Origin of the sequence: Verrucomicrobium sp. BvORR034, from assembly GCF_000739635.1 — a bacterium.
Lineage (GTDB): Bacteria > Verrucomicrobiota > Verrucomicrobiia > Verrucomicrobiales > Verrucomicrobiaceae > Verrucomicrobium.
Window position 1 is genome coordinate 84,021 of record NZ_BATQ01000166.1, and the last position, 22,383, is coordinate 106,403.

23 protein-coding genes are annotated in these 22,383 nt (G+C 60.8%); 15 read left to right on the forward strand and 8 right to left on the reverse strand.

The genetic code is table 11. The features are described from left to right. Positions 1 to 56: 56 nt before the first annotated feature. Complete coding sequence (locus BV034_RS29035; protein ID WP_050030441.1) at positions 57 to 971, forward strand: sugar phosphate nucleotidyltransferase; 915 nt, start codon at positions 57 to 59, stop codon at positions 969 to 971. Positions 972 to 1,159: 188 nt separating this feature from the next. Here the strand turns inward: BV034_RS29035 and tsaB are convergent, their stop codons facing one another. The 7 genes from tsaB to BV034_RS29070 form a co-directional block, all read right to left on the reverse strand. Next, positions 1,160 to 1,819, reverse strand: a complete 660-nt coding sequence (gene tsaB, locus BV034_RS29040) for a tRNA (adenosine(37)-N6)-threonylcarbamoyltransferase complex dimerization subunit type 1 TsaB (RefSeq protein ID WP_050030442.1) — start codon at positions 1,817 to 1,819, stop codon at positions 1,160 to 1,162. Between the two features lie 142 nt (positions 1,820 to 1,961). After that, a complete protein-coding gene (gene tsaE / locus BV034_RS29045; protein WP_265593591.1) occupies positions 1,962 to 2,405 on the reverse strand; it encodes a tRNA (adenosine(37)-N6)-threonylcarbamoyltransferase complex ATPase subunit type 1 TsaE in 444 nt (147 codons plus the stop codon). A gap of 4 nt (positions 2,406 to 2,409) precedes the next feature. Beyond that, a complete protein-coding gene (locus tag BV034_RS29050) occupies positions 2,410 to 3,336 on the reverse strand; it encodes a thiamine-phosphate kinase (protein WP_050030444.1) in 927 nt (308 codons plus the stop codon). A gap of 26 nt (positions 3,337 to 3,362) precedes the next feature. Continuing rightward, positions 3,363 to 4,199, reverse strand: coding sequence for a type II CAAX endopeptidase family protein (locus BV034_RS29055; RefSeq protein ID WP_050030445.1), 837 nt, complete (start codon positions 4,197 to 4,199; stop codon positions 3,363 to 3,365). Between the two features lie 46 nt (positions 4,200 to 4,245). Next, positions 4,246 to 5,277 (reverse strand): signal peptide peptidase SppA, encoded by a 1,032-nt coding sequence (gene sppA / locus BV034_RS29060; RefSeq protein WP_050030446.1) that lies wholly within the window; start codon positions 5,275 to 5,277, stop codon positions 4,246 to 4,248. A 744-nt stretch (positions 5,278 to 6,021) separates the two neighbouring features. Continuing rightward, positions 6,022 to 7,338 (reverse strand): hemolysin family protein, encoded by a 1,317-nt coding sequence (locus tag BV034_RS29065; RefSeq protein ID WP_050030447.1) that lies wholly within the window; start codon positions 7,336 to 7,338, stop codon positions 6,022 to 6,024. A gap of 166 nt (positions 7,339 to 7,504) precedes the next feature. Continuing rightward, complete coding sequence (locus BV034_RS29070; protein WP_265593592.1) at positions 7,505 to 8,218, reverse strand: hypothetical protein; 714 nt, start codon at positions 8,216 to 8,218, stop codon at positions 7,505 to 7,507. A 69-nt stretch (positions 8,219 to 8,287) separates the two neighbouring features. On the opposite strand from BV034_RS29070, the gene BV034_RS29075 reads away from it, so the two are divergent. Beyond that, complete coding sequence (locus tag BV034_RS29075; RefSeq protein ID WP_265593593.1) at positions 8,288 to 8,770, forward strand: hypothetical protein; 483 nt, start codon at positions 8,288 to 8,290, stop codon at positions 8,768 to 8,770. Positions 8,771 to 8,901: 131 nt separating this feature from the next. Here the strand turns inward: BV034_RS29075 and BV034_RS29080 are convergent, their stop codons facing one another. Continuing rightward, entirely contained in the window at positions 8,902 to 9,990 is a 1,089-nt protein-coding gene (locus BV034_RS29080) for a permease (RefSeq protein ID WP_050030450.1), read from the reverse strand. 233 nt (positions 9,991 to 10,223) lie between these two features. On the opposite strand from BV034_RS29080, the gene BV034_RS29085 reads away from it, so the two are divergent. From BV034_RS29085 to BV034_RS29145, 13 genes are all read left to right on the forward strand, one after another. Continuing rightward, a complete protein-coding gene (locus BV034_RS29085) occupies positions 10,224 to 10,829 on the forward strand; it encodes a superoxide dismutase (protein ID WP_038158610.1) in 606 nt (201 codons plus the stop codon). A gap of 143 nt (positions 10,830 to 10,972) precedes the next feature. Next, on the forward strand, positions 10,973 to 11,290 hold the full coding sequence (locus tag BV034_RS29090; RefSeq protein WP_050030451.1) for a hypothetical protein: 318 nt from the start codon (positions 10,973 to 10,975) through the stop codon (positions 11,288 to 11,290). Between the two features lie 326 nt (positions 11,291 to 11,616). Continuing rightward, on the forward strand, positions 11,617 to 13,398 hold the full coding sequence (locus BV034_RS29095) for a carbamoyltransferase C-terminal domain-containing protein (protein ID WP_050030452.1): 1,782 nt from the start codon (positions 11,617 to 11,619) through the stop codon (positions 13,396 to 13,398). A gap of 249 nt (positions 13,399 to 13,647) precedes the next feature. Further along, positions 13,648 to 14,727, forward strand: a complete 1,080-nt coding sequence (locus tag BV034_RS29100; protein ID WP_265593594.1) for a hypothetical protein — start codon at positions 13,648 to 13,650, stop codon at positions 14,725 to 14,727. Between the two features lie 142 nt (positions 14,728 to 14,869). Next, the gene (locus BV034_RS29105; RefSeq protein WP_050030454.1) at positions 14,870 to 15,505 is read left to right on the forward strand and encodes a YdcF family protein; all 636 of its coding nucleotides are present in this window, start codon (positions 14,870 to 14,872) and stop codon (positions 15,503 to 15,505) included. A gap of 4 nt (positions 15,506 to 15,509) precedes the next feature. Then, positions 15,510 to 16,337, forward strand: a complete 828-nt coding sequence (locus tag BV034_RS29110; RefSeq protein ID WP_050030455.1) for an ABC transporter permease — start codon at positions 15,510 to 15,512, stop codon at positions 16,335 to 16,337. 27 nt (positions 16,338 to 16,364) lie between these two features. Beyond that, a complete protein-coding gene (locus BV034_RS29115; protein WP_050030456.1) occupies positions 16,365 to 17,627 on the forward strand; it encodes an ABC transporter ATP-binding protein in 1,263 nt (420 codons plus the stop codon). 27 nt (positions 17,628 to 17,654) lie between these two features. Then, entirely contained in the window at positions 17,655 to 18,425 is a 771-nt protein-coding gene (locus BV034_RS29120) for a class I SAM-dependent methyltransferase (RefSeq protein WP_265593595.1), read from the forward strand. Between the two features lies 1 nt (position 18,426). Next, entirely contained in the window at positions 18,427 to 18,939 is a 513-nt protein-coding gene (locus BV034_RS29125; RefSeq protein ID WP_050030458.1) for a glycosyltransferase family A protein, read from the forward strand. Between the two features lie 25 nt (positions 18,940 to 18,964). Next, positions 18,965 to 19,363: a hypothetical protein gene (locus BV034_RS29130; RefSeq protein ID WP_050030459.1), complete on the forward strand. Its 399-nt coding sequence runs from the start codon at positions 18,965 to 18,967 to the stop codon at positions 19,361 to 19,363. Beyond that, entirely contained in the window at positions 19,360 to 20,274 is a 915-nt protein-coding gene (locus BV034_RS29135; protein WP_050030460.1) for a glycosyltransferase, read from the forward strand. The genes BV034_RS29130 and BV034_RS29135 overlap by 4 nt, the downstream gene beginning before the upstream one ends. 29 nt (positions 20,275 to 20,303) lie before the next feature. After that, entirely contained in the window at positions 20,304 to 21,560 is a 1,257-nt protein-coding gene (locus tag BV034_RS35270) for an ABC transporter ATP-binding protein (RefSeq protein WP_081888193.1), read from the forward strand. Further along, positions 21,557 to 22,351 (forward strand): methyltransferase domain-containing protein, encoded by a 795-nt coding sequence (locus tag BV034_RS29145; RefSeq protein WP_050030461.1) that lies wholly within the window; start codon positions 21,557 to 21,559, stop codon positions 22,349 to 22,351. The genes BV034_RS35270 and BV034_RS29145 overlap by 4 nt, the downstream gene beginning before the upstream one ends. Positions 22,352 to 22,383: the final 32 nt, after the last annotated feature.

The following is a 22,383-nucleotide window of genomic DNA, read 5'->3' on the forward strand; positions in this document are numbered from 1 at the left end:
CAGAGCCGCCAAACGGCGAAATTCTGCACCTTCTCGATTCTCCTCACCCACGAACGATGTCCTCGAAACCAACCCTTCTCATCCTGGCCGCCGGCATGGGCAGCCGCTACGGTGGCCTCAAGCAGCTCGACCCCATGGGCCCTAATGGCGAGACCGTGCTCGACTATTCCGTGTTCGACGCCCTCCGTGGTGGCTTCGGCAAGGTGGTCTTTGTCATCCGCCGCGACTTCGAAGAAGAGTTCAAGTCCAAGGTCGGCAGCAAGTTCGACCAGAAAGTCCCGGTGGAATATGCCTTCCAGGACCTCAATGACCTCCCCGAAGGCTTCAGCGTGCCTGAAGGCCGCGTCAAGCCCTGGGGCACCACGCACGCCGTGCTCGCCGCAGAGCAGAACATCAAGGAGCCCTTCGCCATGATCAACGCAGATGACTTCTACGGTCACGACGCGTTCGCCAAGCTCGCCGCCAATCTGCAGACCCTTCAGCCCAAGGATGGCAAGGCCCAGTACTCCATGGTCGGCTTCCAGCTCAAGAACACCCTCTCCGAGCACGGCAGCGTGGCCCGCGGCGTGTGCACCAGCACGGACGGCAAGCTCGCCTCCGTCACGGAGATGACCAAGATCTACAAAACCGAGACCGGCGCCCGCAACGACGAGAACCCGGACAAGCCCGTGGAACTCACCGGCAGCGAACTCGTGAGCATGAACTTCTGGGGCTTCACTCCCGAACTCTTCCCCCAGCTCAAGGAAGCGTTTGTGGACTTCCTCAAGGAACACGGCAGCGATCCCAAGTCCGAGTGCTACGTGCCCAAGGTCGTGGACCTCCTCATCAAGGCCGGCAAGGCCGACGTCGAGGTTTTGGAAACCAGCAGCTCCTGGTTCGGCGTCACCTACCCCGAAGACAAGGCCGTGGTCGTCAGCAGCATCCGCGCGCTCACCGAGAAAGGCGAATACCCCGCCCCCCTCTGGTCCTAAGCTGGATGTCGGGAGCGTGAGAACGCTCCTCTTGTAATCTCCTCAACCCGCGATCCGCCCGCCGGATCGCGGGTTTTTTGTATTTGGGGCGGCAACCCACTCTATCACACGGTCAGCACCTCGAACCCTCCGGGTTCGAGGGCAAGATGCGTGCGCTCCCCGAACCTCAGGTCATCTGTCTTTTGTTTTCAAGTTTTCTGTCTCTCGCGAAGCGGGTTCGCTTTCGTAATAAACGGCGCACTCAGATACACCGGCTCCAGCGCCGCAGCCGCCCGTTCCGCCACATTCTCCGCACTCAACCCCGCAGCCATCCGGGCCAGCCCCACCGCAGACGGCCTCACCGGGGCCACGCCCTCCACCCCCGCTGGCGACACTGCATCCAGCGTGTACCAGGGCACCTCACGATGCGCCTCCTGGAACCGCGCAAAATCATCCTTCCCCATCAGCGGAATCTCTCCCACCGTCAGCGCCCCGCGCTGGATCTGCACGGCGTAGAACAAGCCCCGCCGCGCATCGCCGCACATCACGTAGCGATCCGGCACTTCCTCCACCTCCGGGGCCAGCAGCGAGCACAACCCGATGACCGGCACGCCTTTCGCCCAACCCAGCCCCTGCGCTGCCGCAATGCCGATGCGCACACCCGTGTATGATCCCGGTCCCGTCCCCGCCACGATCAGATCGAGCGCTCCACCACAAACCTCCAGCGCCTCCCCCAACGGGGCAAACAACTGCGAATTGTGCGAACGCTGCGACGAAAACGCCTTCGCATACCGCACTACCCCATCCTGCCACAACGCCACCTGCCCCTGCGGAGTGGACGTTTCAAGGGCGAGAATACAAGCAGACATGACTGAAAAATTAGGAATTATGAATGGAGCCTCGGGCTCTGCGTGCACAGCAGCCACCAATCTGAGAACTCACGTCCCATGTATCACCCCTAATTCCTAATTCCTAATTCCTAATTCCTAATTTCTCCCCGGCTCCCCACGCCTACTGCTCCGCCACTTCCCTGACCCCATCCTCGCGGATCGTGAAATAGAACCACCGCGTGCCATCTGGCAGGAGTTCCGGGAAACGATCTGCCCACTCCACGATCACCACGCCGTCTGCCGCCAGGATGTCATCCCAGCCCACGCCCAGCACCTCCTCTGCGGAGTCCAGGCGGTAGAAGTCGAAGTGGAAGGCGGGCAGGCGGCCGTCGTTGTACTCGTGCACCAGCGTGAAGGTGGGACTGCTCACAATCGCTTGGGACTCCAGCCCGGCCACGATGCCCTTGGTCGCGTGGGTCTTGCCCGCGCCCAGAGTGCCCACCAGCGCCACCACGTCCCCGGACTTCAGAGTGCTCGCCAGATAGCGGCCCCAGTGCAAGGTCTCCTCAACGCTGGCCAGTTCAATCATCAGCCCGCACTCTACGACGGCAGCGCTCAGACTCAAGCCCCTACGCGGGAGGCACCGTCACAAAGTGCTCCCATCCCGCCCCGTCGAAGTCCGGCCTCACCCCCAGTCCCACGGGGACAAAGGTGCCAATCCGCGTGAGCAGCACCTCCGGGAACTGCCCTGCCCACGCCGCAGCCAGCCCACCCCAAGCCTCCTCCGGAATGGCTAGCAGCAGCTCATAGTCCTCCCCATCGCCCCAGGCTTGGGCCGCGCTACAGCCTGCATTCACCGGCAGGGTCCCCTCCTCCAGCACAAACTCCAGCCCGCTGGCCTTCGCCATCCGCGGCAAATCCTTGGCCAGCCCGTCGCTGAGATCCATCATGGCCTGCACCCGCTGCGAATCCGCCAGCCACCCAGCCTCTGCCACGCGGGGGAGAAAATTCAGATGGTGTCCCGTGATGGAGCCTCCCAACCGACCCGTCACCGCGATGACATCACCCGCCTTGGCCCCATCGCGACGCAGCACGCAGCCCTCCCGCACCTTGCCCGTCAGGCTCACCGAGACCATCACCAACGGACCGCCCGCCGTCTCGCCACCCACAATGCTCACCCCGTAAGTTTCCGCGCACCGCCGCAGCCCCGCGTAGAGCCGCTCCACCCAGGCCACCTCCAGCTCCTGCGGCAGCACCAGCGTGACCAGCGCATGCTGCGGCACCCCGCCCATGGAGGCCACATCGCTCACCACCCGGGCCAGAGCCTTCCACCCCACCTGCTCCGGCGCCGCCTCCCGTAGGAAGTGCACGCCCTCCACCACACAGTCCGTTTTCAACAGCTGGTTCCAACCGGATTCCACCGGACGCACCACCGCGCAGTCATCACCCGGACCCGTGATCACCTCCGGCCCCTGCGGCAGATCCTGCACCAGCCGTGAGATCAGCTCATCCTCCCCGATGCTGGCCAGAGTAAGGCGGGAATCCGGCGTGTTCATGGCTGCTGGTTGCTTCCTCTATTCCCCTACAATGACAGGGCCACCAGGTTCCCCGCATTGAAGAGCGCATGCATGAACACCGGCACCAGCAGGCAGCCCGTGGTCTCATAGGCCAGGGCAAAACCAATCGCCAGCAGGAACAGCGGCACCAGGCTGCCCACATGCTGATGCACCGCCGCAAAGACCAGCGCCGAAAAGATCGCCGCGAACCACCGGTCCGTGAACCGCTTCACCACCCCGTACAGGAAGCCCCGGAAGAAGATCTCCTCACTCAGCGGTGCCACCACCACCGCCAGTACTCCCAGCAGCACCTTCGACATGACGTTCCCCGAGTTCTTAAAGATCTTCACCGTGTCCTGCGGGGAATTGTCCACATCCTTCCATCCCAGTCCCAGGGACGTGGCGATGTACAGAATAACGCCCATGCTCAGCACCACCAGGAGCACCGCGCCGATCGACACGCCAAACGCCCGCGCCATGCTCATCTGCCGCAGGCCAAACATCTCCGCCGGATTCAGCCCCCGGTAGATGGTCAGGTAGCCCACCAGCATCAGGCTCAGAAAGATCAGGATCACTGCGCTGAAAAACAGCCCCGCCGCAGAGGCCGCATCGGACAGCTCCTCCACTTTTGGCGAGCCTCCCTCACTGCGCTGCATTCCTCCCCACACCATCAGAGAGAGCAGCGCCAGCGCCACACACACGTCCACCGTGTTGTACGGCCGCACCAGCACATTGCCCTCCAGATTCCAATGCAGGTCTTGGGTGACACGGAGCACTCCGTACACCGTCAGGGCGATTGCCAGGGACAGACCCGCGATGGCGAACACATCGCGCATCACGGCCAGTGTTGCCAGGTCACTCATCGTGGGTCGTCTCGTCAGATGGATCAAGCCGGAGGATCACCCCCTCTTACCGCACCATGTGCGCCGGCAGGAGGTAGGGCTTGCCCGCCTCCAGACGCGGCAGCAGACGGTCGCTCACGTCAAGCTCCACCTTGCCCGTAGAGGAGGCCTGGGCCTTGCCCATGATCCCCAGCAGCTGCGCCAAAGAAGGGGTCAGGCTGTACTTCACCACCATCGCATCCTTCGCGCTGCCCAGCTCCTTTGCCAGAGCATACGCGTCTTCCACGTAGCCCAACTGGTCCACCAGCTTGTATTCTAGCGCCTGCTTGCCCGTGACCACACGTCCATCCGCCACCCCCGTGCGCAGTTGCGCCTCATCAATGTTGCGAGCCTTGGCCACGATGCCCACGAACTTGTCGTACATCGCCGAGACCAGGCTCTGGATGTACTCCCGCTCGTCTTCCCGCATCGGGCGGGAGCCGCTCAGCGTGTCCTTGAACTTGCCGCTGGCAAACGTCATCGTCTCCAGGCCCACTTTGCCAAAGGTCTGGCTGTAGTTCAGGCTCTGGATGATCACGCCAATGCTCGCCGTCAGCGTCGTCTCATTGGCCACGATCTTGGACGCCCCGCAGGCCAGGTAGTACCCGCCCGAGGCCGCGATCGAGTCCATGTACACCACCACCTTCTTCTTCTCCGCCGCCTTCTTCACTGCGTTGTAGAGATTGTCCGAGGCCGTCACCTCGCCCCCCGGGGAGTTCACCCGGATGACGATCGCCTTCACATTCTTGTCCTCAGAGGCCTGCTCCAGCGCCCGCTGGATCGCATCCACATTCATCCCGCCCTCGGAGAAGAGATCCCCGGCCGGGCCGCTGGCGATGATGCCCTCGATGTCGATGCGGACGATCTTGTCCTTCGTCTCCGCCGCCCCCGCCTCCACCAGCGTCTCACGGAACTTCTGCTTCGGCTCCACATAGCCGATGGACGCACTGTCCAGCCCCATCCCCAGGACGGCAGCAAACGACACAAAATTCAGCGCCAGACTGACCAGCAGCGCAACAATCACGAAAGCAAGCAAACATCCCAGGCCTTTGTTTTTCATGGTCGCCGAGCCTACGATGGGATTGTCCCGCACGCAACAAATGGCGGATTGACGGTCTGGAGGCGGGATCAGTGGTGGGAACCAGTGCGTCAGTACGTCAGTGGGCAGTGCGTCAAGGTGTTGGAGGCCGAAATTGTACGGAGTCCAAGCTTCAGCCTACGGGGCTTTCGTGCATGGTGCCTGGCGCTTCGTTGGCGACGACGCACACGACGCAGGGACATTCTGACCGTCCCGTATGCGGGACGGTGAAGCTCTTCGTTCGCATCGCCCTTGACGCGCCCAAAGGCCTGCACCGCCCTCCGACTCGCCGACCTAAACTCGGGGACCGCATGGGTCGCAGCGTGCCCCCCTTCTGCATCCTGCGGAAGGCTCAGGCCCGCCGCACCCCAAACGCCCTTCCCACCCACCACCCCCATCACCTCAAGTCTTGCGTCTTGTGTCTCCCGCGTAGCGGGCCATGCCGAAGGCATCCCAGAAGGTAGCCGGAGGTTAAGGGAGCGTAGCGACCGACACCTCCGGTAGTCTCCAAGAAACAAGCCCGACCCTGAAGGGGTCGCAGCGCCTCCCTCACCTCACGCTACACCCCAACTGACGTTCCGGGCAGAATGCGTGCGCTCCCCAAGTTTCCCATCACTCCCGCCATTCCCCTCCCCGCCCATGACCTCAAGTCTTGTGTCAGGAGTATGCGAGTCTTCTGTCTCCCGCGTAGCGGTCAGCGTCTCAACGTGCCGCTTGCGGCACATCTCAACTTCCCCCGCCCCCTCCCCTCACCGGCATCAACAGCACCTTGTCCACCCGGTGGCCGTCCATGTCGATGACCTCCACGCGGTAGCCTTGTTCCTCGAACCAGTCCCCCTCCTTGGGCACGCCGCCCATGCGGCGCATGAGATACCCGGCAAAGGTCTGGTAGTCACGTTCCGCGGCCGGAGGCAGGGTAAAGCCCTGCACACTTTCCTCGAACATCTCGCAGTCCATCATCGCATCGATGAGCCAGGAGCCATCGTCCCGGCGCAGGGCGCGTGGCTTGAGCCGCACGTCCTGGGAGGGGAAGTCTCCCACGATGGCCTCCATGATGTCGTGCACGGTGACCACACCGATGACACTGCCGAACTCATCCACCACCAGCGCGAGGTGCTTGCCGGAGGTCTTGAAGGTGTCCAGCAGCTTGGACGCCGGCGTGGTGTCCGGTGTCATCATCATGGGCGTCATGACATCCCGCACCCGCACGGGCACTCCCGCCGCCAGGTTCGCGTAAATAGCCTTCACGGACACCACGCCCACCACATGGTCCCGCCGCCCTTCATACACGGGGAAATACGAGTGACCGCTGACCACAATCTTGTGCCAGAGCAGGTCGTGAGGCTCATCCGCATTCACCCAGATGATCTTCGCGCGCGGCGTCATCAGCTCCCGCGCCTGGAGGTGGTCGAGTTCGAGGACATTTTCCACCATGCTGGACTCTGTGGGGACAAACACTCCCGCCCGCATGCCCTCCCGCATGAGTGACTTCACCTCCTCATCAGAGATCGTCTGCTCCTCCGTGATCTTGATGCCAAAGAGGCGCAACATGCCGTCCGTGGAAGCACTCAGAAAATCCACCGCCGGTCCCGTGATACGGGACAGCCGGCTCATGGGCCGCGCCAGAAGCACGGCATAGCCCTCGGGATTGTTCAAACCCAGCCGCTTGGGGATGAGTTCCCCCACCACGAGCGAGAGGTAAGTGATGGCCACCACCACGAGCACGAAGCTCACCGTCTGGGCGTAGTGCTGCAACCCGGGAACCTCTCTCAACACCACCACTAGATGCTCTGACAAGGTCGCACCGCCATAGACCCCTGTCAGAATGCCCACCAGAGTGATGCCGATCTGCACCGTGGCCAGGAATCGGCTGGGATTCTCCGCCAGTTCCAGGGCCACTCCGGCACGGGCGTCGCCCGCCTCTGCCAGGGTTCGCAAACGGTTCCGCTTGGAGGAGACCAGGGCGATCTCCGCCATGGCAAACACCCCATTGGCAACCACCAGGAAGAAGATGATCCCAATTTCAAACAAGATTACACTCATGCATCAATAGAAATGTAGCCGGACACGCTCCCAGCTTGTTCCCGATTCAGCCGCCCAGCCACGGCAATACGGTGCCTGCGGGCAAGCACCTCAACAGGCACTTGCGCCGCCTCAACCAGCGCGGAGCCCGTCTTATCTAGATCGCGGAAGATCGTCTCAACGCCCCTTAGTAGATCATCTTGGAGTCCGGCTCCGCCGTCTCCACCATGCTCACCGCTTCCACCATCGGCACCGTCTGGTTGCCCTCCTGACGATAGGTGACCTTTCCGATCACCTTCACCCAACCCATGTCTTTGAAGGCAGGCGGGGTCTTCCCAAACTCCACGGGGATTGAATACGGCCGGGCGTCCGCCGCGCAACACTGCACCTGCAGGCGGAAGATGCGCACGCGGGTCCCCGCATCATTGTTCACCTTCTCCGGCATCACTTGAGCGATCGTTTCCACAGACTGGCCGTTGAGCACGGACTGCACCTCCTTGTCGCCAGCGGTGTAGAAGATCTCCGGCACCTCCAGCATGAAGTTACCCTCCTTGCTCCGCGGCACCTGGGCCTCCAGATCCTTCAGCGTGAAATGTCCGTAGTTTTTGGCCTCAGCACCAGCACTCTTGGCCTGGCGGTCAAGTTCTTGCGGATTCACTGGCGGCATCACATCTCCAGGTTGTCCAGCGGCAGCCTGGGGTCCAGGAGGGGAGTCAGAAGAGGAGGCCCCTGCCACTGTCGGACTTCCTGCGGGGCGATTACCCGCCTCTTTCTTCAGCGAGAACTGGTCGGCCAGACCGCCCTGACCATAATTCTGGTTGTATAAGCCCTTGTTGACCACCGCCCGGGAACTGAACTGGTCCGGCGTGTTGATCGCCGCGTAGCTAACTGGGACCGCCAACAGGAAAATGGCGACCAACCGGCCGACCACGCCGCTTTCCTCTAGAATGCCATGGGCGTGGGTATGGTCATGGTCGTGCTCGTGATGATCATCAAGACCGTGGCTGTGAGCGTGGTCATGATGCTCATGACCGCAGCACCCTTGCTTCCCGCCTGGTTCATGGGAATGAGCATGCGCGTGGGCGTGGGCGTGCCCATGCGCTTCCTCTTTCTGGGGATGCTCATGGCCGCAGCCTGGACCATGCACATTCCCATGGGAATGGGCCTGCACAGACGCTGCCGCGTTTTCATGGGCATGGGTATGCTCATGCTCGTGCCCACATCCAGGTCCGTGACTGTGCCCATGATCATGGCTGCACCCGGGCCCGTGCACATGTCCATGCTGGTGGCTATGGGCGTGTTCATGCTTGTGGCCGTGATCATGATCGTGGCCATGTTCATGCCCGCAACCGCCGCCTGCGTCACCGTCATCCGAGCAACAATCAGCGTCTTTGGCCGTGGTCGTAACCAGATTGAACAACGCAAGAATCATGAGGCCGATACCAGCCACTAGGACCATGGGCCGGAAGATCCCATCCGCTGGCAGGTAGTTTATCAGGCGCCCGCTGGCATAGAAGTAGAGCATCACTGCGCCCCACAACATCAGGAGCAGAACGCTGGTCACATGAATGGCAGTGCGTTTCGTCATGGCTTGGCTTCGGTTGAAGGTGAGGGCGATACAGTAGGTGCGGATGCTGGAGGCGAGATTGGAGCCGCAGGAGGAGCGCCCGAAGGCCCACCTGGACCGGTACTTGAGACAGCGGTGGGCACCGGCTTGTTGGAAAGCTTGCCCACCCATTTTGCCCAGGGCTCGCAAAGAAGCGCCACCAGCAGGAAGATGGCCACACACAGCCCGACCATGAACTTCCGACGGAAAACGGAGGAATACATGAAGACCAGCTTCACATCCAGCATGGGGCCAAAGACCAGGAAGGCCAGCTTGGCTGCATTGGAGAAGCTGTCCATGGGTGCCGCAATGAACGCATCCGAAGTGCTGCACAGCGCCAGGGCAAAAGCGAGCCCCATCAGGGAGGGCACAGCGAAGAGTTCATTCCCCGCCACCGCCGTGATCTTGCTCTGGTCGATCTGCGTGTTGAAGGCCGCCGTGATGATCACCCCGATGGTGAAGTACATCGCCGTATCCAGGAAGTCCCGCATGGCCGTGCGCATGGCGTGCGTGAGCTTCGCATCGAAACTCTGGGTGGCTCCATTGGCAGCCGCCGCCCCCTTGCCAATGCCCCGGACGACCGCATCCGTCAGCACGTCCGCTGGCTTCTTCCGGATCAACGCCAGCCCCACTATGACGGCCACCGCATACCCCAGGGTGATGCGGGAAAGCGTCATCGTCGCATTCCCGATACCGAAGATACCGTCTATTTTCTGGAACTCCTTGAACGCGGTGAGGGTACTCGCGATGACGATGGGATTGATGATGGGGGCGCTTAACAGGTAGGTGATGCCGCAAGATATCGGCAACCCCTTCTGCACCAGCCGTCGCACCACCGGGACCACCGCGCACTCACACACCGGAAACACCAGCCCCAGAAAGCCCGCCGCGAAGGTGGAAAGGACGCGATTCTTCGGGAGCACCCTCTCCAGCAGCTTCGCAGGGAGGAAGGCGTCAATCAACCCCGACAGTAGTGTGCCCACCAGGATGTAAGGGGCCCCCTCAAACAGGATGCTCAAGAAGGCCTTCAGAATGTCACCGGTCGCGCTCGGTTCAGGCAGGGTCATGCGGAAGTGGTCGAAATGTGAATGGAGCCCCTACTTACGTCCGAAGGCATTCGGTTCAAACGGGGAAACACAAACATGACCACTTTTCACAGGTCCATTGGACAACTGCTCCGCGATGCCCTTCGTATTTCTGCTGTCACCGCACCAATCCCCAAACCTTCCCTTGCCGCGTGGCGTATCCCTGCTAGCACTTTTCCCGAGTTCAAACCTAAAACACTGAACGGAACAACACCATGGCCCATACCCTGCCTCCCCTTCCTTACGACAAAGCCGCCCTTGAGCCCCACATCGACGCCCAGACGATGGAAATCCACCACGGCCGTCACCACAACGCCTATGTGACGAACCTGAACAACGCGATCGCTGGCAACGCAGAGCTCGAGGCGCTCAGCATCGACGACCTGAACAAGAACATCAACAGCGTGCCCGAGGGCATCCGCACCGCTGTGCGCAACAACGGTGGCGGCCACTGGAACCACACCTTCTTCTGGAACATCATGGGCCCGAACGCCGGTGGCGCCCCCAAGGGTGAACTCGCCGCCGCCATCGACGCCGCCTTCGGCAGCTTCGACGCCTTCAAGGAAGCCTTCGCCAAGGCTGGCGTGGGTCGTTTTGGCTCCGGCTGGGCCTGGCTGGTGAAAAAAGACGGCAAAGTCGCCATCACCTCCACCCCCAATCAGGACAACCCCCTCATGGACGGTTCCGGCACCCCGCTGCTGGGCATCGACGTCTGGGAGCACGCCTACTACCTGAAGTATCAGAACAAGCGCCCTGACTACATCGCCGCCTGGTGGAATGTGGTGAACTGGGACGCTGTCGCCGAGCGCTTTGCTGCGTAATCACCGCTCTCAAACTGGATCCATTCCTCAAATGGCCGTCGCAACCCGACGGCCATTTTTTTCGTCCGGGAGGTAACGATGTGAATTTCCGTGAGTAAACTGCTCGCACTCACCGAAAAACGCATCACATTCCGTGCGACGAAATGCCCTGCACGTTAGCCAGACTGCCTTGCGGCGTCATCTACACCCAAGCTTTCAGCGAGCACCTTGCCCGCGTCCACGCGGAGCAGGCGGACAATCATCCCAAGAGGGTGATGACCTTCGAGTATGTGCGATGTGCCAGCGGCCCCATGCGAGGCCGAGCTTGGTGGCAGGTGCTGTGGCTCCCAGACGAGGTCGTGCCGGACTACCGGCGCTATCGCATGGGCCGGATCACCGTGCATTTCCCCAAGAGCTCGCAGCATGGGCTGCGGGAACGCTGCCTCGACTACCTCAATGACCGGGTCGTCGTGCGCCCTTGAACGGGGCGTGTCCAGAGCAGCAAAGCGCTGGGGAGCAGGCCTCTGATGGTCCTCTTTTGCTAGTCCTCCAGCTGCGGCAAGACCTTGTCGCCCAGCCCCTCAACTACCGGGTCATTCAGGTATCGCAACCGTCACAATCTTGAGCAGAAAGGGACGACATTTGTCTTTCAATCCTGAGTCGCGGGGTGCTACAGTCCGCTCTCTCTCTCTCTGGCTGTCCTTTCATACAGAGTCATTTCTCTCATTTCGTCATTATCGGGTCGATCGACTGAGGGCGGTAGCATGCTCGCATTTCAGTGTAGTCCCTTCTGAACCCCCTCCGGACGATGTTCGTTCTCGGTCTTAACGCCTACCACGGCGACTCCTCCGCCGCCATCCTCAAGGACGGGCAGGTCATTGCCGCTGTCGAAGAAGAGCGCTTCCGCCGTATCAAGCACTGGGCGGGCCTCCCCACCGAGTCCATCAAGTACTGTCTGGAAGTGGCAGGCATCACCTATGGCGACCTCCGCCACATCGCCATCAATCTGGACCCGAAGGTCAACCACGGACGCCGGCTCCTGCATGTCCTGCGGCATCTGCCTTCCCCGAAGCTGATCCTGGCCCGGCTTGCCAAGCTGGGCAAGACCCGCAGCCTGCGGGATACGCTGAACTCCGCCTTCCCTGATCAGCCGCTGCACCCGGAGGCGCAAGTGCACCATGTGGAGCACCACCTGGCCCACCTCGCTTCTTCCTACCTCTGCAGCCCGTTCGAGGAGGCGGTCAGCGTTTCCGTGGACGGCATGGGCGACTTTGCCTCCGCCGCCTGGGGCATGGGCCGCGGTCAGAGTCTTTCCGTGGATGGGCGCGTGTACTTTCCCCATTCCCTGGGCATCTTCTACTCCGCACTGACCCAGTGGCTGGGCTTCCCGCACTATGGCGATGAGTACAAGGTGATGGGCCTCGCCCCCTACGGCCAGCCCCATTTCCTGGACCAGATGCGTCAGATCGTCCGTGTGCAGTCCGATGGGACCTTCCGGCTCGACCTGCGTTACTTCCGCCACCATCGGGAGGCCGTGCCCTACTCCTGGGACAACGGCTCCCCTGAGGTGGGCACCCTCTTCACCCCGGAGCTGGAAAAGCTCCTCGGTCCCGCACGGAAAAAGGATGAACCGCTGGAGCAACGGCATCGGGACATCGCCCGGTCCATCCAGGCCATGTTCGAGGAGGCGCTCTTCGCCCTCCTGGAGCAGTTGCACTCCCGCTATCGCTGCGATGCGCTCACGCTCAGCGGCGGCTGCGCGATGAACTCCGTCGCCAACGGCAAGGTTTACCAGCGCAGCCCTTTCAAAAAGCTCTACATCCAGAGCGCCGCAGGTGATGCCGGCGGGGCCATCGGCTCCGCCATGGTCGTCGCGCAGACCCTGCCGAACTCCCAATCTGGCGGCCAGCCCCGTCACTACTGCCGCCACGCCTACTGGGGCCCAGAGTACACAGAGGCCGACTTCGCCACGTTACTGGAGGCAGAGAGCACCCGACTTCAGGAAGCTGGCTGCCAAATCACCATTCACGCCAACCCTGCCCTCCTCTGTGATGCCGTCGCCACCGCCATCAGCGAAGGCAAGGTCATCGGCTGGTTCCAGGGCCGTCTCGAATGGGGCCCGCGCGCCCTGGGCAACCGCTCCATCCTCGGCGACCCCCGTCGGGCAGACATGAAGGACATCCTGAACGCCAAGATCAAACGTCGCGAATCCTTCCGCCCCTTCGCCCCCAGCGTGCTGCGGGAGGAAGTGCCCGCCTGGTTCGAGACCGACGACGACGTCCCGTTCATGATGCAGGTCTTCCAGCTGCGTGAGGAGAAGCGTCCCCAGATCCCCGCCGTCACCCATGTGGACGGCAGCGGCCGCCTCCAGACCGTCTCTGCCGACACCAATCCTATCTACCACCAGCTCATCAGCCGCTTCCACGCCCTCACCGGCGTGCCCATGGTATTAAACACCTCCTTCAACGAGAACGAACCCGTCGTCTGCCACCCGCAGGAGGCCCTCGAGTGCTTTCTTCGAACCAAGATGGATGTGCTGGTGCTCGGTGGTTATCTGGTGGCGCGACATCCCAACGTTGCTCAATCATAGTTCCCTTGTCACAGCGCAATTTCCTGGGCCGACGACCGTTGGCACTCCTGGACGACTGAAAGCTGAATGAATCGCCTTATAACTGCTGCACTGAAACTCGCTCACTCGTCGTCAGAACTTCTGGCACGCCCTTGGGACAATGGTCGGAGGATGCTGAGCTCAGTGATCGCGGGTTCTCTGGCGTACGCAGTGGCCCTCTTTGTGACGTTTCCGGGAACTCTGCTTCACAGAAACTTCTTCCACACTCGCATGTGGGACACGCTCTTGCTCTCCGAGAATCTCTTCGCGAGAAATTTACAAGAGCAAATCATGGCCCACCGGCTCACCGTACCGGTTCTCGTAAAGTTTCTGCACATTGACCAGCCTGCACTGATCACAATTCTATTTCAGATCTTGCCATCGGTGGCCACTTTGGCGTTGATCTACTATAATGCCGCCCGCCGAATCGGCCCACGGACGGCATGGCCCATCACCTTGGCCCTGGCCCTCAGCTTCCTGTTGTTCTACACGTTCTATTACGGCGGCCTGTTTGACCCTGTCACCCACTTGTGTCTGGCTGCCGTGATGACCACCGCCAACCCCGCTGTGGGATTCGCCTGCGCAATAGCGGGAATCTTTAATGACGAACGATTTGTCATCGCCGCTCCATTCGCATTGCTGTGGCACTACCAGGGGGGCACTTGGAGCAGCCTGATCCGGCAAACTGTCAAACCAGCAGCCGGAGTGTTGCTCGGCCTCGCCTGCGCAATTCCGTTGCGGCACGCGATCGCCGTCGGTTGGCTGGGGCCCGGCGTTACATCAAATGTTGATCTAAGTCAGGCACTCACAACATTGCGCCCCTACGACACCAAGAGCTTCTCAGCGGGATGGGCTGTCTTCGCGCTGAATTTCTTCATGTCCTTTCGTTGGACATGGTTGCTGGTCTTCATGTTCTTCGTCAGGAAAAGCCCTCGCTACTCATCTTTGTTTAAAGGCCTCCTCTTCTGCTCTCTGATTCCGCCAGTCCTTTCCGCTGCTCTGGTCATGGATGTCGCAAAGAGCATTGGATATCTCTTCCCGGCCGTCCTGTTTTGCATCGTCAATCTAGTTGCTGACAGCAAGGACGCGGAAAATCTCGGCAATCGTCTCTGGGCAGTCGTCGCCGCGCTGGTCATCACGCCCGTGTTTTGCATCAACGGGGTGTACCCCGCGTTCTGGCTGCCACTGCCAATAGAGGGCGTTCGAAGTCTCGTTGAAGGCATTTGGGGTATCGACATCATTCGTGAGTGGATTGTTCCCGCTGTCCACTCTGACACGATCCTCATTCCGGCGGACTCCTGGAAAAAGTAGAGCCAGCCCGCGCACTTCTTCGTTACGTCTGGAGCGGGATTCACTCTGTCTCGAAAGTCAGCTCCGGCCGAATCACCCTGCCAGCCTCCCGCTGCGGCATCGGCCTCGCCCCCCCATTGCGTCCCACTCTGTCTTCTAGCCCTTGATCAAATTCCTTTTCCGCTTCGTCTTCGGCCTGATCAAATTCGCACTGGCGCTCATCCTGGTGCTGGTCTTGGCATGGTATTTCCGCGAGCCCCTGCTCGGCGGCATAGCTCGTGCCTGGGTGGTGGATGACCCCTCCGCCAAAGCGGACGCCATCGTCGTTTTGGGCGGGGGCAGGGACTGGCGGCCCTTTGCAGCCGCAGACATGTTTCTGGCGGGCCAGGCTCCGGTCCTTCTTGTGTCACAGCCGGAACAAAGCCCGTCCCAGAACCTCCTGCAGCAGCCCACTGAAGCCGACGTGAACACCGCAGTCCTGACCAAAAAAGGAGTTCCTCCCACTGCGATTCAACCGCTGGGACATAACGTCACCAGCACCAGGGATGAAGCACTGGCGCTTCGTGAATGGGTTGTTGCTCATCGCGCGAAGGACATCTTGATCCCCACCGACCCATTTCACACTCGTCGTACGCGCTGGATCTTCCAGAAGGCCCTGGAGGGCACCGGTGCCTCAGTCCACATGAGAGCCATTCCCCACCCCCGGTACACGACAGAAAACTGGTGGCAGCAGGAGGAAGGCTTCCTTGGATTTCAGAACGAGATAGTGAAGAGCCTCTATTATCTCATCAACTACTGACTTCGTGCCCCAAGTGCAAGAACCTCTCATCATCGAAGCCGGGCGCGCTGAAGCCCACTACTGGCGCGATCTCTGGCGCTATCGTGAACTCTTTGGCTTCCTGGCCTGGAGGGACATCCTGGTCCGGTACAAACAGACGGCGATCGGCATCGCGTGGGCGGTCCTTCGCCCCTTGCTCAGCATCCTGATCCTCACCGTTGTTTTTGGGAACGTCGCGAAATTGCCGGCCGGCCCGCTGCCCTACGCCATCCTTGTCGCAGCAGCCATGCTGCCCTGGCAGTTCTTCACGAACTCCCTGACGGAGTCCAGCCAGAGCCTGGTTGGCAACGCGAACCTCATCTCCAAGGTCTACTTCCCCCGCATGATCCTGCCTGCAAGTGCGGTGGTGGTCAGCCTCGTGGACTTTGCCATCTCGTTTGGCATCATCGTCTGCTTGATGTTCTGGTACCAGTACCTTCCCGGCTGGCAGATCCTCGCACTCCCCGCGTTCGTCGTGCTGGCGTTGCTCTCCGCGCTTGGTCCTGGCCTCCTCATCACGGCTCTCAACGTGAAATATCGTGACTTCCGGTACATCATCCCGTTCATCGTTCAGCTCGGTCTGTTCGTCTCCCCCGTGGCCTACAGCTCCTCGGTCATCCCGGAGAAGTGGCGTTTTCTCTATTCCCTGAACCCGATGGTTGGAGTCATTGATGGGTTCAGGTGGTGCTTCGGCGACGCTGGCGGGATTTATCTTCCCGGGTTGCTGGGCTCCATGGGAGTTACCGCACTTCTCTTGTACTTTGGGATCCGTTACTTCCGGAGAATGGAACGGGGTTTTGCTGATGTGATCTAGCCTTCGCGCCGTCACCCAGGACACACCATGGCCAGTGTACATATCAAAGCCGAAAAAATCGGAAAGAGATACACACTGCGCCACTCCGATGCAGGAGCCCGCTACACGGCCCTGCGGGACGTGCTGGCGACCAAACTACGGAACCTGCTCCATCGCCCTCTCCGCCAATTGCAAGCATCCTCGGAAGAGGAATTCTGGGCTCTGCAGGACATTTCGTTTGAAGTGAATCAGGGGCAGGTGCTCGGCATCATCGGCCGCAATGGTGCCGGCAAGTCCACTCTGGCCAAGATTCTCTCCCGCATCACAGAGCCCACCAGCGGCCGGGTGACCCTCCACGGCCGGGTCGCCAGTCTGCTGGAAGTGGGGACAGGCTTTCATCCCGAACTGACTGGCCGGGAAAACATCTACCTAAATGGGGCGATTCTTGGCATGTCCCGCAGTGAGATCCGGGCGAAGTTTGATGAAATAGTCAGCTTCGCAGAGGTAGAGCCGTTTCTTGACACCCAGGTGAAGCACTACAGCAGCGGCATGGCAGTCCGCCTCGCCTTTGCCGTAGCCGCCCATCTCCAGCCAGAAATTCTCATCGTGGACGAAGTGCTGGCAGTTGGGGATGCAGCCTTCCAGAAGAAATGCCTGGGAAAAATGGAGTCCGTAAGCAAAGAGGGGCGCACCGTCCTTTTCATCTCCCACTCCATGTCGCTCATCACAAGGATTTGTGACCGCGCCATCGCCCTGGAAAAAGGGAAAATCGCCAACGATGGCACCGCGCACGAAGTGGCACGAACCTACTTGGCGGCCTCCGGCACCGGTTCCTCCTCCTCCTGGCGCCCCTCCGCACCCGTCGGCGACAGTGCGGCGAAAGTCCACAGCGCGCGTCTTCACTCGCCCGACGGAAACTGTGCCTCTACCTTTTCCATTGGCTGCCCCATTTATTGCACCGTGGAGTACGAGCTCCTGGCAGGCGGGCAGCGCGCCATGCCCGCCCTTCAGTTGGTCAACGAATCAGGGACCGTCGTCTTTGGTTCCGCAGCATTCCAGTTGCGGGAAACAACCCGCATCGGTTGCCATAGCGCCACCTGCACCATTCCCGCCCACCTCCTGGCCGAGGGGCACCACAGCCTCAACATCGCGGTGGTCAGTTACAACCCCAATACCCTCCACGCATTTGAGCGGGAGGTCCTTTCCATGCTTCTCGTGGATGACACCTCCGGCGATGGCGCCCGGGGGGATGCCACGGGGCACTGGCCAGGTATTGTACGCCCCAAGCTGGACTGGGCCGTTGCCTGTTAACCGCCCTCCTCACTCCAAGATCTTACGGTGAGCGGACTTGCCTACACAGGGGAACGAATGGTGCCAGGAGCGGCGGATGCCGCCACCTACTGGGAACATGCAGAGAGATACCGTTTCGCCACCCGCTTTGCGTTCGGCAAAGACGTCGCCGACATCGCCTGTGGCGAGGGCTATGGTGCAGCCGCACTGGCAGAAGCAGGCGCGGCTTCGCTCGTCGCCATTGACAATGCTGATGCGGCCGTATCCCATGCCCGGGAGACCTACGGCATCGATGCCCGGCTCGGCAACGCCGAAGCCATCCCTCTCAAGGACGCTTCAGTAGACTTGATCGTATCTTTCGAAACCATAGAACACCTCGTCCACCCCGATCAGTTTCTGGACGAATGCCAGCGCACCCTTCGACACAGCGGCCGCCTCGTCATCTCCACTCCGAATGTGGACATCTACCGGCAGACGTCGCCAGACAATCCCTACCACGTTTCGGAAATGCGGTCCGATGAGTTCCACAGACGCCTGCTGAGCCGCTTCCGCAAGGTGCAGTCCTTTGGACAATGTCGGCCCTCCCCCCGCTGGACCAGGTTGAGAGGCGGCACCCGTCTGTTCCATCTCGGCACCCGGCTCTTCAACCCTCTACGAACGGTGCAGACGCAGGCCATTTCGCAAAAGTCCACTCTGGAGTACTGCCTTGCGCGAACCACCGCACCGGGCCGCTACTTCACGCCCGAGTCCGTACAACGCGTGACCGGGGCTGAGCTTGCGCGCTGCAAATATCTCATCGCCGTAGCGTCGCAACACTGACATGGGCAGCAGTCCCGTCGTCTCCGTCGTCATCCCCGCCTACAATCATGCCGAGTACATCCTGGCGTGCTTGGATTCAGTCTTCAAGCAATCCTACCGTGACTTCGAGATCCTTCTCATTGACGATGGTTCTCCTGACCAAACTGCCGACATGGTCCGCCCATTTGTCAGCGATGGCACGATTCGCTACTTTCGCCAGGAGAACAGCGGGCAGGCACAAGCACGAAACCGGGGGCTACAGGAGGCCAGAGGGAAGTACATCGCCTATCTGGACGACGACGATCTCTGGCCCTCAGACAAACTTGAATGGCAGGTGGCAGCTCTGGAAGCCAACTCCTGGTGTGCCGTTGGGGGCACGGTCGAGGTGCTGGGAGAGCCGTCACAAGACTCCGACGTTCCCTGCTCCGCCCCCTTTGCTCATCACTCCAGCGTCCGTTTACAGTGGCAATCCCTTCCGATCTCCCGGTCAGGTGCTGGCCCGCACCGGGGCCCTCCGATCAGCGGGAGGGTTTGATGCGTCCATTTGGGGTTGCGACGACATGGATCTGTGGATCCGTCTCGCAGCAGTCGGGACCTTGGTACGGGTCTCGCGGCGAGCGCTCCTCTATCGTCGCCATCCCCAAGGCGCATCCCGCAACACCCGGCGCATGTTGGAGAATGCCCTGAGAGTCCTTTCCAAAAACGCCTCCATTCTCGCTGAGAAAGACAGAGCCAGCACGCTTCAGAAGGGTTACCGCTGGCTCTATCGCGACTATGGTTTCCACCTGCTGTACAAAGCCGTGAAGTCAAGACCTCGCATGCCATCCGATGCTCTCCTCTTCGCCCGGGCATTTGTGGGGCCACTGATCCGGGATCGGCATCTGGTATGGATGGTCATGCAGGACACCGTCATCCGTCCTGCGAAAAAACTGCTCTTCCACAACCGTTCGTCGAGTTGATTTCCATCGTCATCTGCACGCACAATCCTCGAGCCAGCTACTTGGCCCGCACGATTGATGCCCTCCGGCAGCAGACGCTGCCAACGGAGCAGTGGGAGCTGTTGGTGGTGGACAACGCCTCTACCCCTCCTGTGGAGCCCGGCTTGAACCTGGGGTGGCATCCCTCCGCGCGTTTGATCAGGGAGGAGTCGCTCGGCCTCACCCATGCCCAGCTGCGCGGCATCAAGGAAACCAACGGTGACCTGTTGCTGTTTGTCGATGACGATAATGTCCTCGATCCGAACTATCTAGAAACCCTCACTCAACTTGCTGCGGCCCGGCCGTACCTCGCCGCATTTGGAGGCAACATCTCTGGCGAATTCGAATGCTCACCTCCGCCATGGTACAACGGACTGCTGGGATGGCTGGCCATCATCAAGACGGATCGCGACATCTGGGGCAACAGTTACAAGCTCGAACAACTTCCAGTCGGCGCCGGCTTGTGCGTCCGCCGTGAGGTCGCAAACAGGTACGCCGGCGATGTGGCGAATGACCCTGGTCGCCTCACGCTTGATCGCCGGGGTGAGATTCTATCCTCAGGCGGTGACACAGATCTGGTCCTCACCGCCATCGACCTTGGTTACGGCGTCGGCGTGTTCAAAGCCCTTCACCTTACGCATCTCATCCCCTCGACAAGGCTCACGCAATCCTATCTGCTACGCCTTGCCGAAGCGATGGCATTTTCCCAGGTGATTCGAGCCCGGATGGGCCGCGGGCCATCCAAGCCAGCCGCCAACTGGAGACGAAAGGCCCTCGATTTCCTCAAACGGCCGTTCCTCTCCCGCTTCAACCGGCAACTTTTGAACGCCAGGATCCAAGGCGATTCCAGGGCGCGGCAAATTCCTCTCACTGCACCATCGTCAAAGAGCTGACGTCCTCTGCGTCGCCCGCCAATTCACACATGTCAGATGCCATCATCACGGTAGAGAATCTCGGAAAGAAGTATACTCTCCGGCACGCGGCTTCAGGGGCGCGCTACACAGCCCTGCGGGACGTCATCTCCGCCGGCCTCAAACGCTTTCTCAAAAGGTCGGGCGGCTCCTCCGCAGCTTCCCACCAGGACGAATTTTGGGCGCTTCAAGATGTCTCCTTCAACGTGAAACAAGGGGAGGTGCTCGGCATCATTGGCCGCAATGGAGCGGGGAAGTCCACCTTGCTCAAGATCCTCTCCCGCATCACGGAACCCACCAGAGGCCGCATCACCCTGCGCGGCCGGGTTGCCAGCCTTCTTGAAGTCGGCACCGGGTTTCACCCGGAGCTCACCGGTCGGGAGAACATCTTCCTCAACGGCGCCATCCTGGGCATGACCAGGGCAGAGATCACCAGGAAGTTCGATGAAATCGTCGCGTTTGCCGAGGTGGAGCGGTTTCTTGACACCCAGGTGAAGCACTACAGCAGCGGCATGTATGTCCGGCTCGCCTTTGCCGTCGCAGCCCACCTGGAACCGGAGATCCTGATTGTTGATGAAGTCCTGGCTGTAGGAGACGCGGATTTTCAGAGGAAATGCCTGGGCCAAATACACAAGGTGTCCAGACAGGGCCGCACAGTTCTGCTGGTCAGCCATCAGATGGACTTGATCACACGGCTGGCCACCTCCGCACTGCTTTTGCATCGTGGCAAAATAGAGCACCACGGCACCGTGTCGGAAATTGTGCACTCGTACCTTGGTTCTTCGGCCGGCAATGAGGCAAGGTTCAGCTATGCCAACCGCGCCTCCGTTGTGGCAGTGAAGTTGAACCAGGAGCGGCTTCTGAGCGGCTCGTTGGAGATTGCGGTGACTTTCGCCGCGCCAGGCCCGATCTCCAATCCAACTGTAGGAATCGTTGTTTCCACGCTCGGAGGCATGCCCGTCTTCGGGTCGAACACCCTGATGCACCCCTCCGCCAGTCAGATGTACTCGATCTCTTCGGGCCAGGCGATATTCTTGCTCGACGGCATTCCCCTGCTCTCGGGAGAGTACAACATTGCCGTCTGGTTGAGCAATGGCATGACCAACCTTGATCATCTGCCGGAGGCGCTTTCCTTCCGGTATCAAGATCCCGCCCCCACTCCTTACTATGCGGATCCCCAAGTTCAGGGCCCCTGCAAGGTAACCCCCACTTGGCGGTTTGACACGGCCGATTCGGGTGTGCTTGAGCATCCGCACCAAAAGAATTGAAAATCAGCGCTGAACAACTTCCCGCCCATCTGGCGGCCGATGATTACCTTCGTCAGCGGCTGGCACCTTCGCCAGGTGACCCTCTGTACCTCCATCTGGCTGACCTGCTGGAGGCCTTGAAAACCGTTGCCGCAGACGCTCCCATCAGAGTTCTAGACTTTGGTGCCGGAGGATCTCCCTATCGTTCCCTTTTCCCCAACGCCGACTACAAGAGAGCCGACCTGCCGGGAGATGCCACCCTGGATTTTCATATCGACTCCAACGGAACGGTTGATGCCCCCAGCGCATCGTTCGACCTTGTTCTTTCCACCCAGGTTCTGGAACACGTCCGCTACCCGCCCGTATATTTTTCTGAGTGTCAGCGTTTGCTGCGGCCAGGCGGCATGCTGGTATTGAGCACCCACGGCATGTTCGAAGACCATGGCTGCCCTTACGATTTTCGCCGGTGGACCTCCGATGGCTTGAAGCACGATCTCAGCGATTCAGGATTTGAATCCGTCCAGGTGTCCAAACTCACCTCAGGTGGCAGAGCCGTCATCTTCCTGGGGGTGTCCTGGTTTCACCTGCTTCACCAGACAACGCACAAAGGCTGGCACCGGTTGCTGCGTGTCGTCACGACCCTGGTACACAAAGCCCGGCCCATGCTCAACCGTCTTGCTGACCGCCTGTATCCCCTGCACTCAGTGGCGGACGCCACGCAGTCCCCATCCACAGTCTATGTCGCGGTCTTCGCCACTGGATTGAAACCAGCAGGCGAAATTTCCTCCGCGCCCCCCCACTCCAACCCTTAGGAGTCTGTTTTGATCCAGACAGGTTCTTGAGC

Coding starts and splice junctions, on each gene's coding strand:
- BV034_RS29100 (WP_265593594.1), top strand. CDS start 13,648: ATGTGGGACACGCTCTTGCTCTCCGAGAATCTCTTCGCGAGAAATTTA.
- BV034_RS35270 (WP_081888193.1), top strand. CDS start 20,304: ATGTCAGATGCCATCATCACGGTAGAGAATCTCGGAAAGAAGTATACT.
- BV034_RS29090 (WP_050030451.1), top strand. CDS start 10,973: ATGCCCTGCACGTTAGCCAGACTGCCTTGCGGCGTCATCTACACCCAA.
- BV034_RS29125 (WP_050030458.1), top strand. CDS start 18,427: ATGGGCAGCAGTCCCGTCGTCTCCGTCGTCATCCCCGCCTACAATCAT.
- tsaB (WP_050030442.1), bottom strand. CDS start 1,819: ATGTCTGCTTGTATTCTCGCCCTTGAAACGTCCACTCCGCAGGGGCAG.
- BV034_RS29130 (WP_050030459.1), top strand. CDS start 18,965: ATGGATCTGTGGATCCGTCTCGCAGCAGTCGGGACCTTGGTACGGGTC.
- BV034_RS29095 (WP_050030452.1), top strand. CDS start 11,617: ATGTTCGTTCTCGGTCTTAACGCCTACCACGGCGACTCCTCCGCCGCC.
- sppA (WP_050030446.1), bottom strand. CDS start 5,277: ATGAAAAACAAAGGCCTGGGATGTTTGCTTGCTTTCGTGATTGTTGCG.
- BV034_RS29055 (WP_050030445.1), bottom strand. CDS start 4,199: ATGAGTGACCTGGCAACACTGGCCGTGATGCGCGATGTGTTCGCCATC.
- BV034_RS29115 (WP_050030456.1), top strand. CDS start 16,365: ATGGCCAGTGTACATATCAAAGCCGAAAAAATCGGAAAGAGATACACA.
- BV034_RS29075 (WP_265593593.1), top strand. CDS start 8,288: ATGGTCGTGCTCGTGATGATCATCAAGACCGTGGCTGTGAGCGTGGTC.
- BV034_RS29065 (WP_050030447.1), bottom strand. CDS start 7,338: ATGAGTGTAATCTTGTTTGAAATTGGGATCATCTTCTTCCTGGTGGTT.
- BV034_RS29080 (WP_050030450.1), bottom strand. CDS start 9,990: ATGACCCTGCCTGAACCGAGCGCGACCGGTGACATTCTGAAGGCCTTC.
- BV034_RS29085 (WP_038158610.1), top strand. CDS start 10,224: ATGGCCCATACCCTGCCTCCCCTTCCTTACGACAAAGCCGCCCTTGAG.
- BV034_RS29050 (WP_050030444.1), bottom strand. CDS start 3,336: ATGAACACGCCGGATTCCCGCCTTACTCTGGCCAGCATCGGGGAGGAT.
- BV034_RS29035 (WP_050030441.1), top strand. CDS start 57: ATGTCCTCGAAACCAACCCTTCTCATCCTGGCCGCCGGCATGGGCAGC.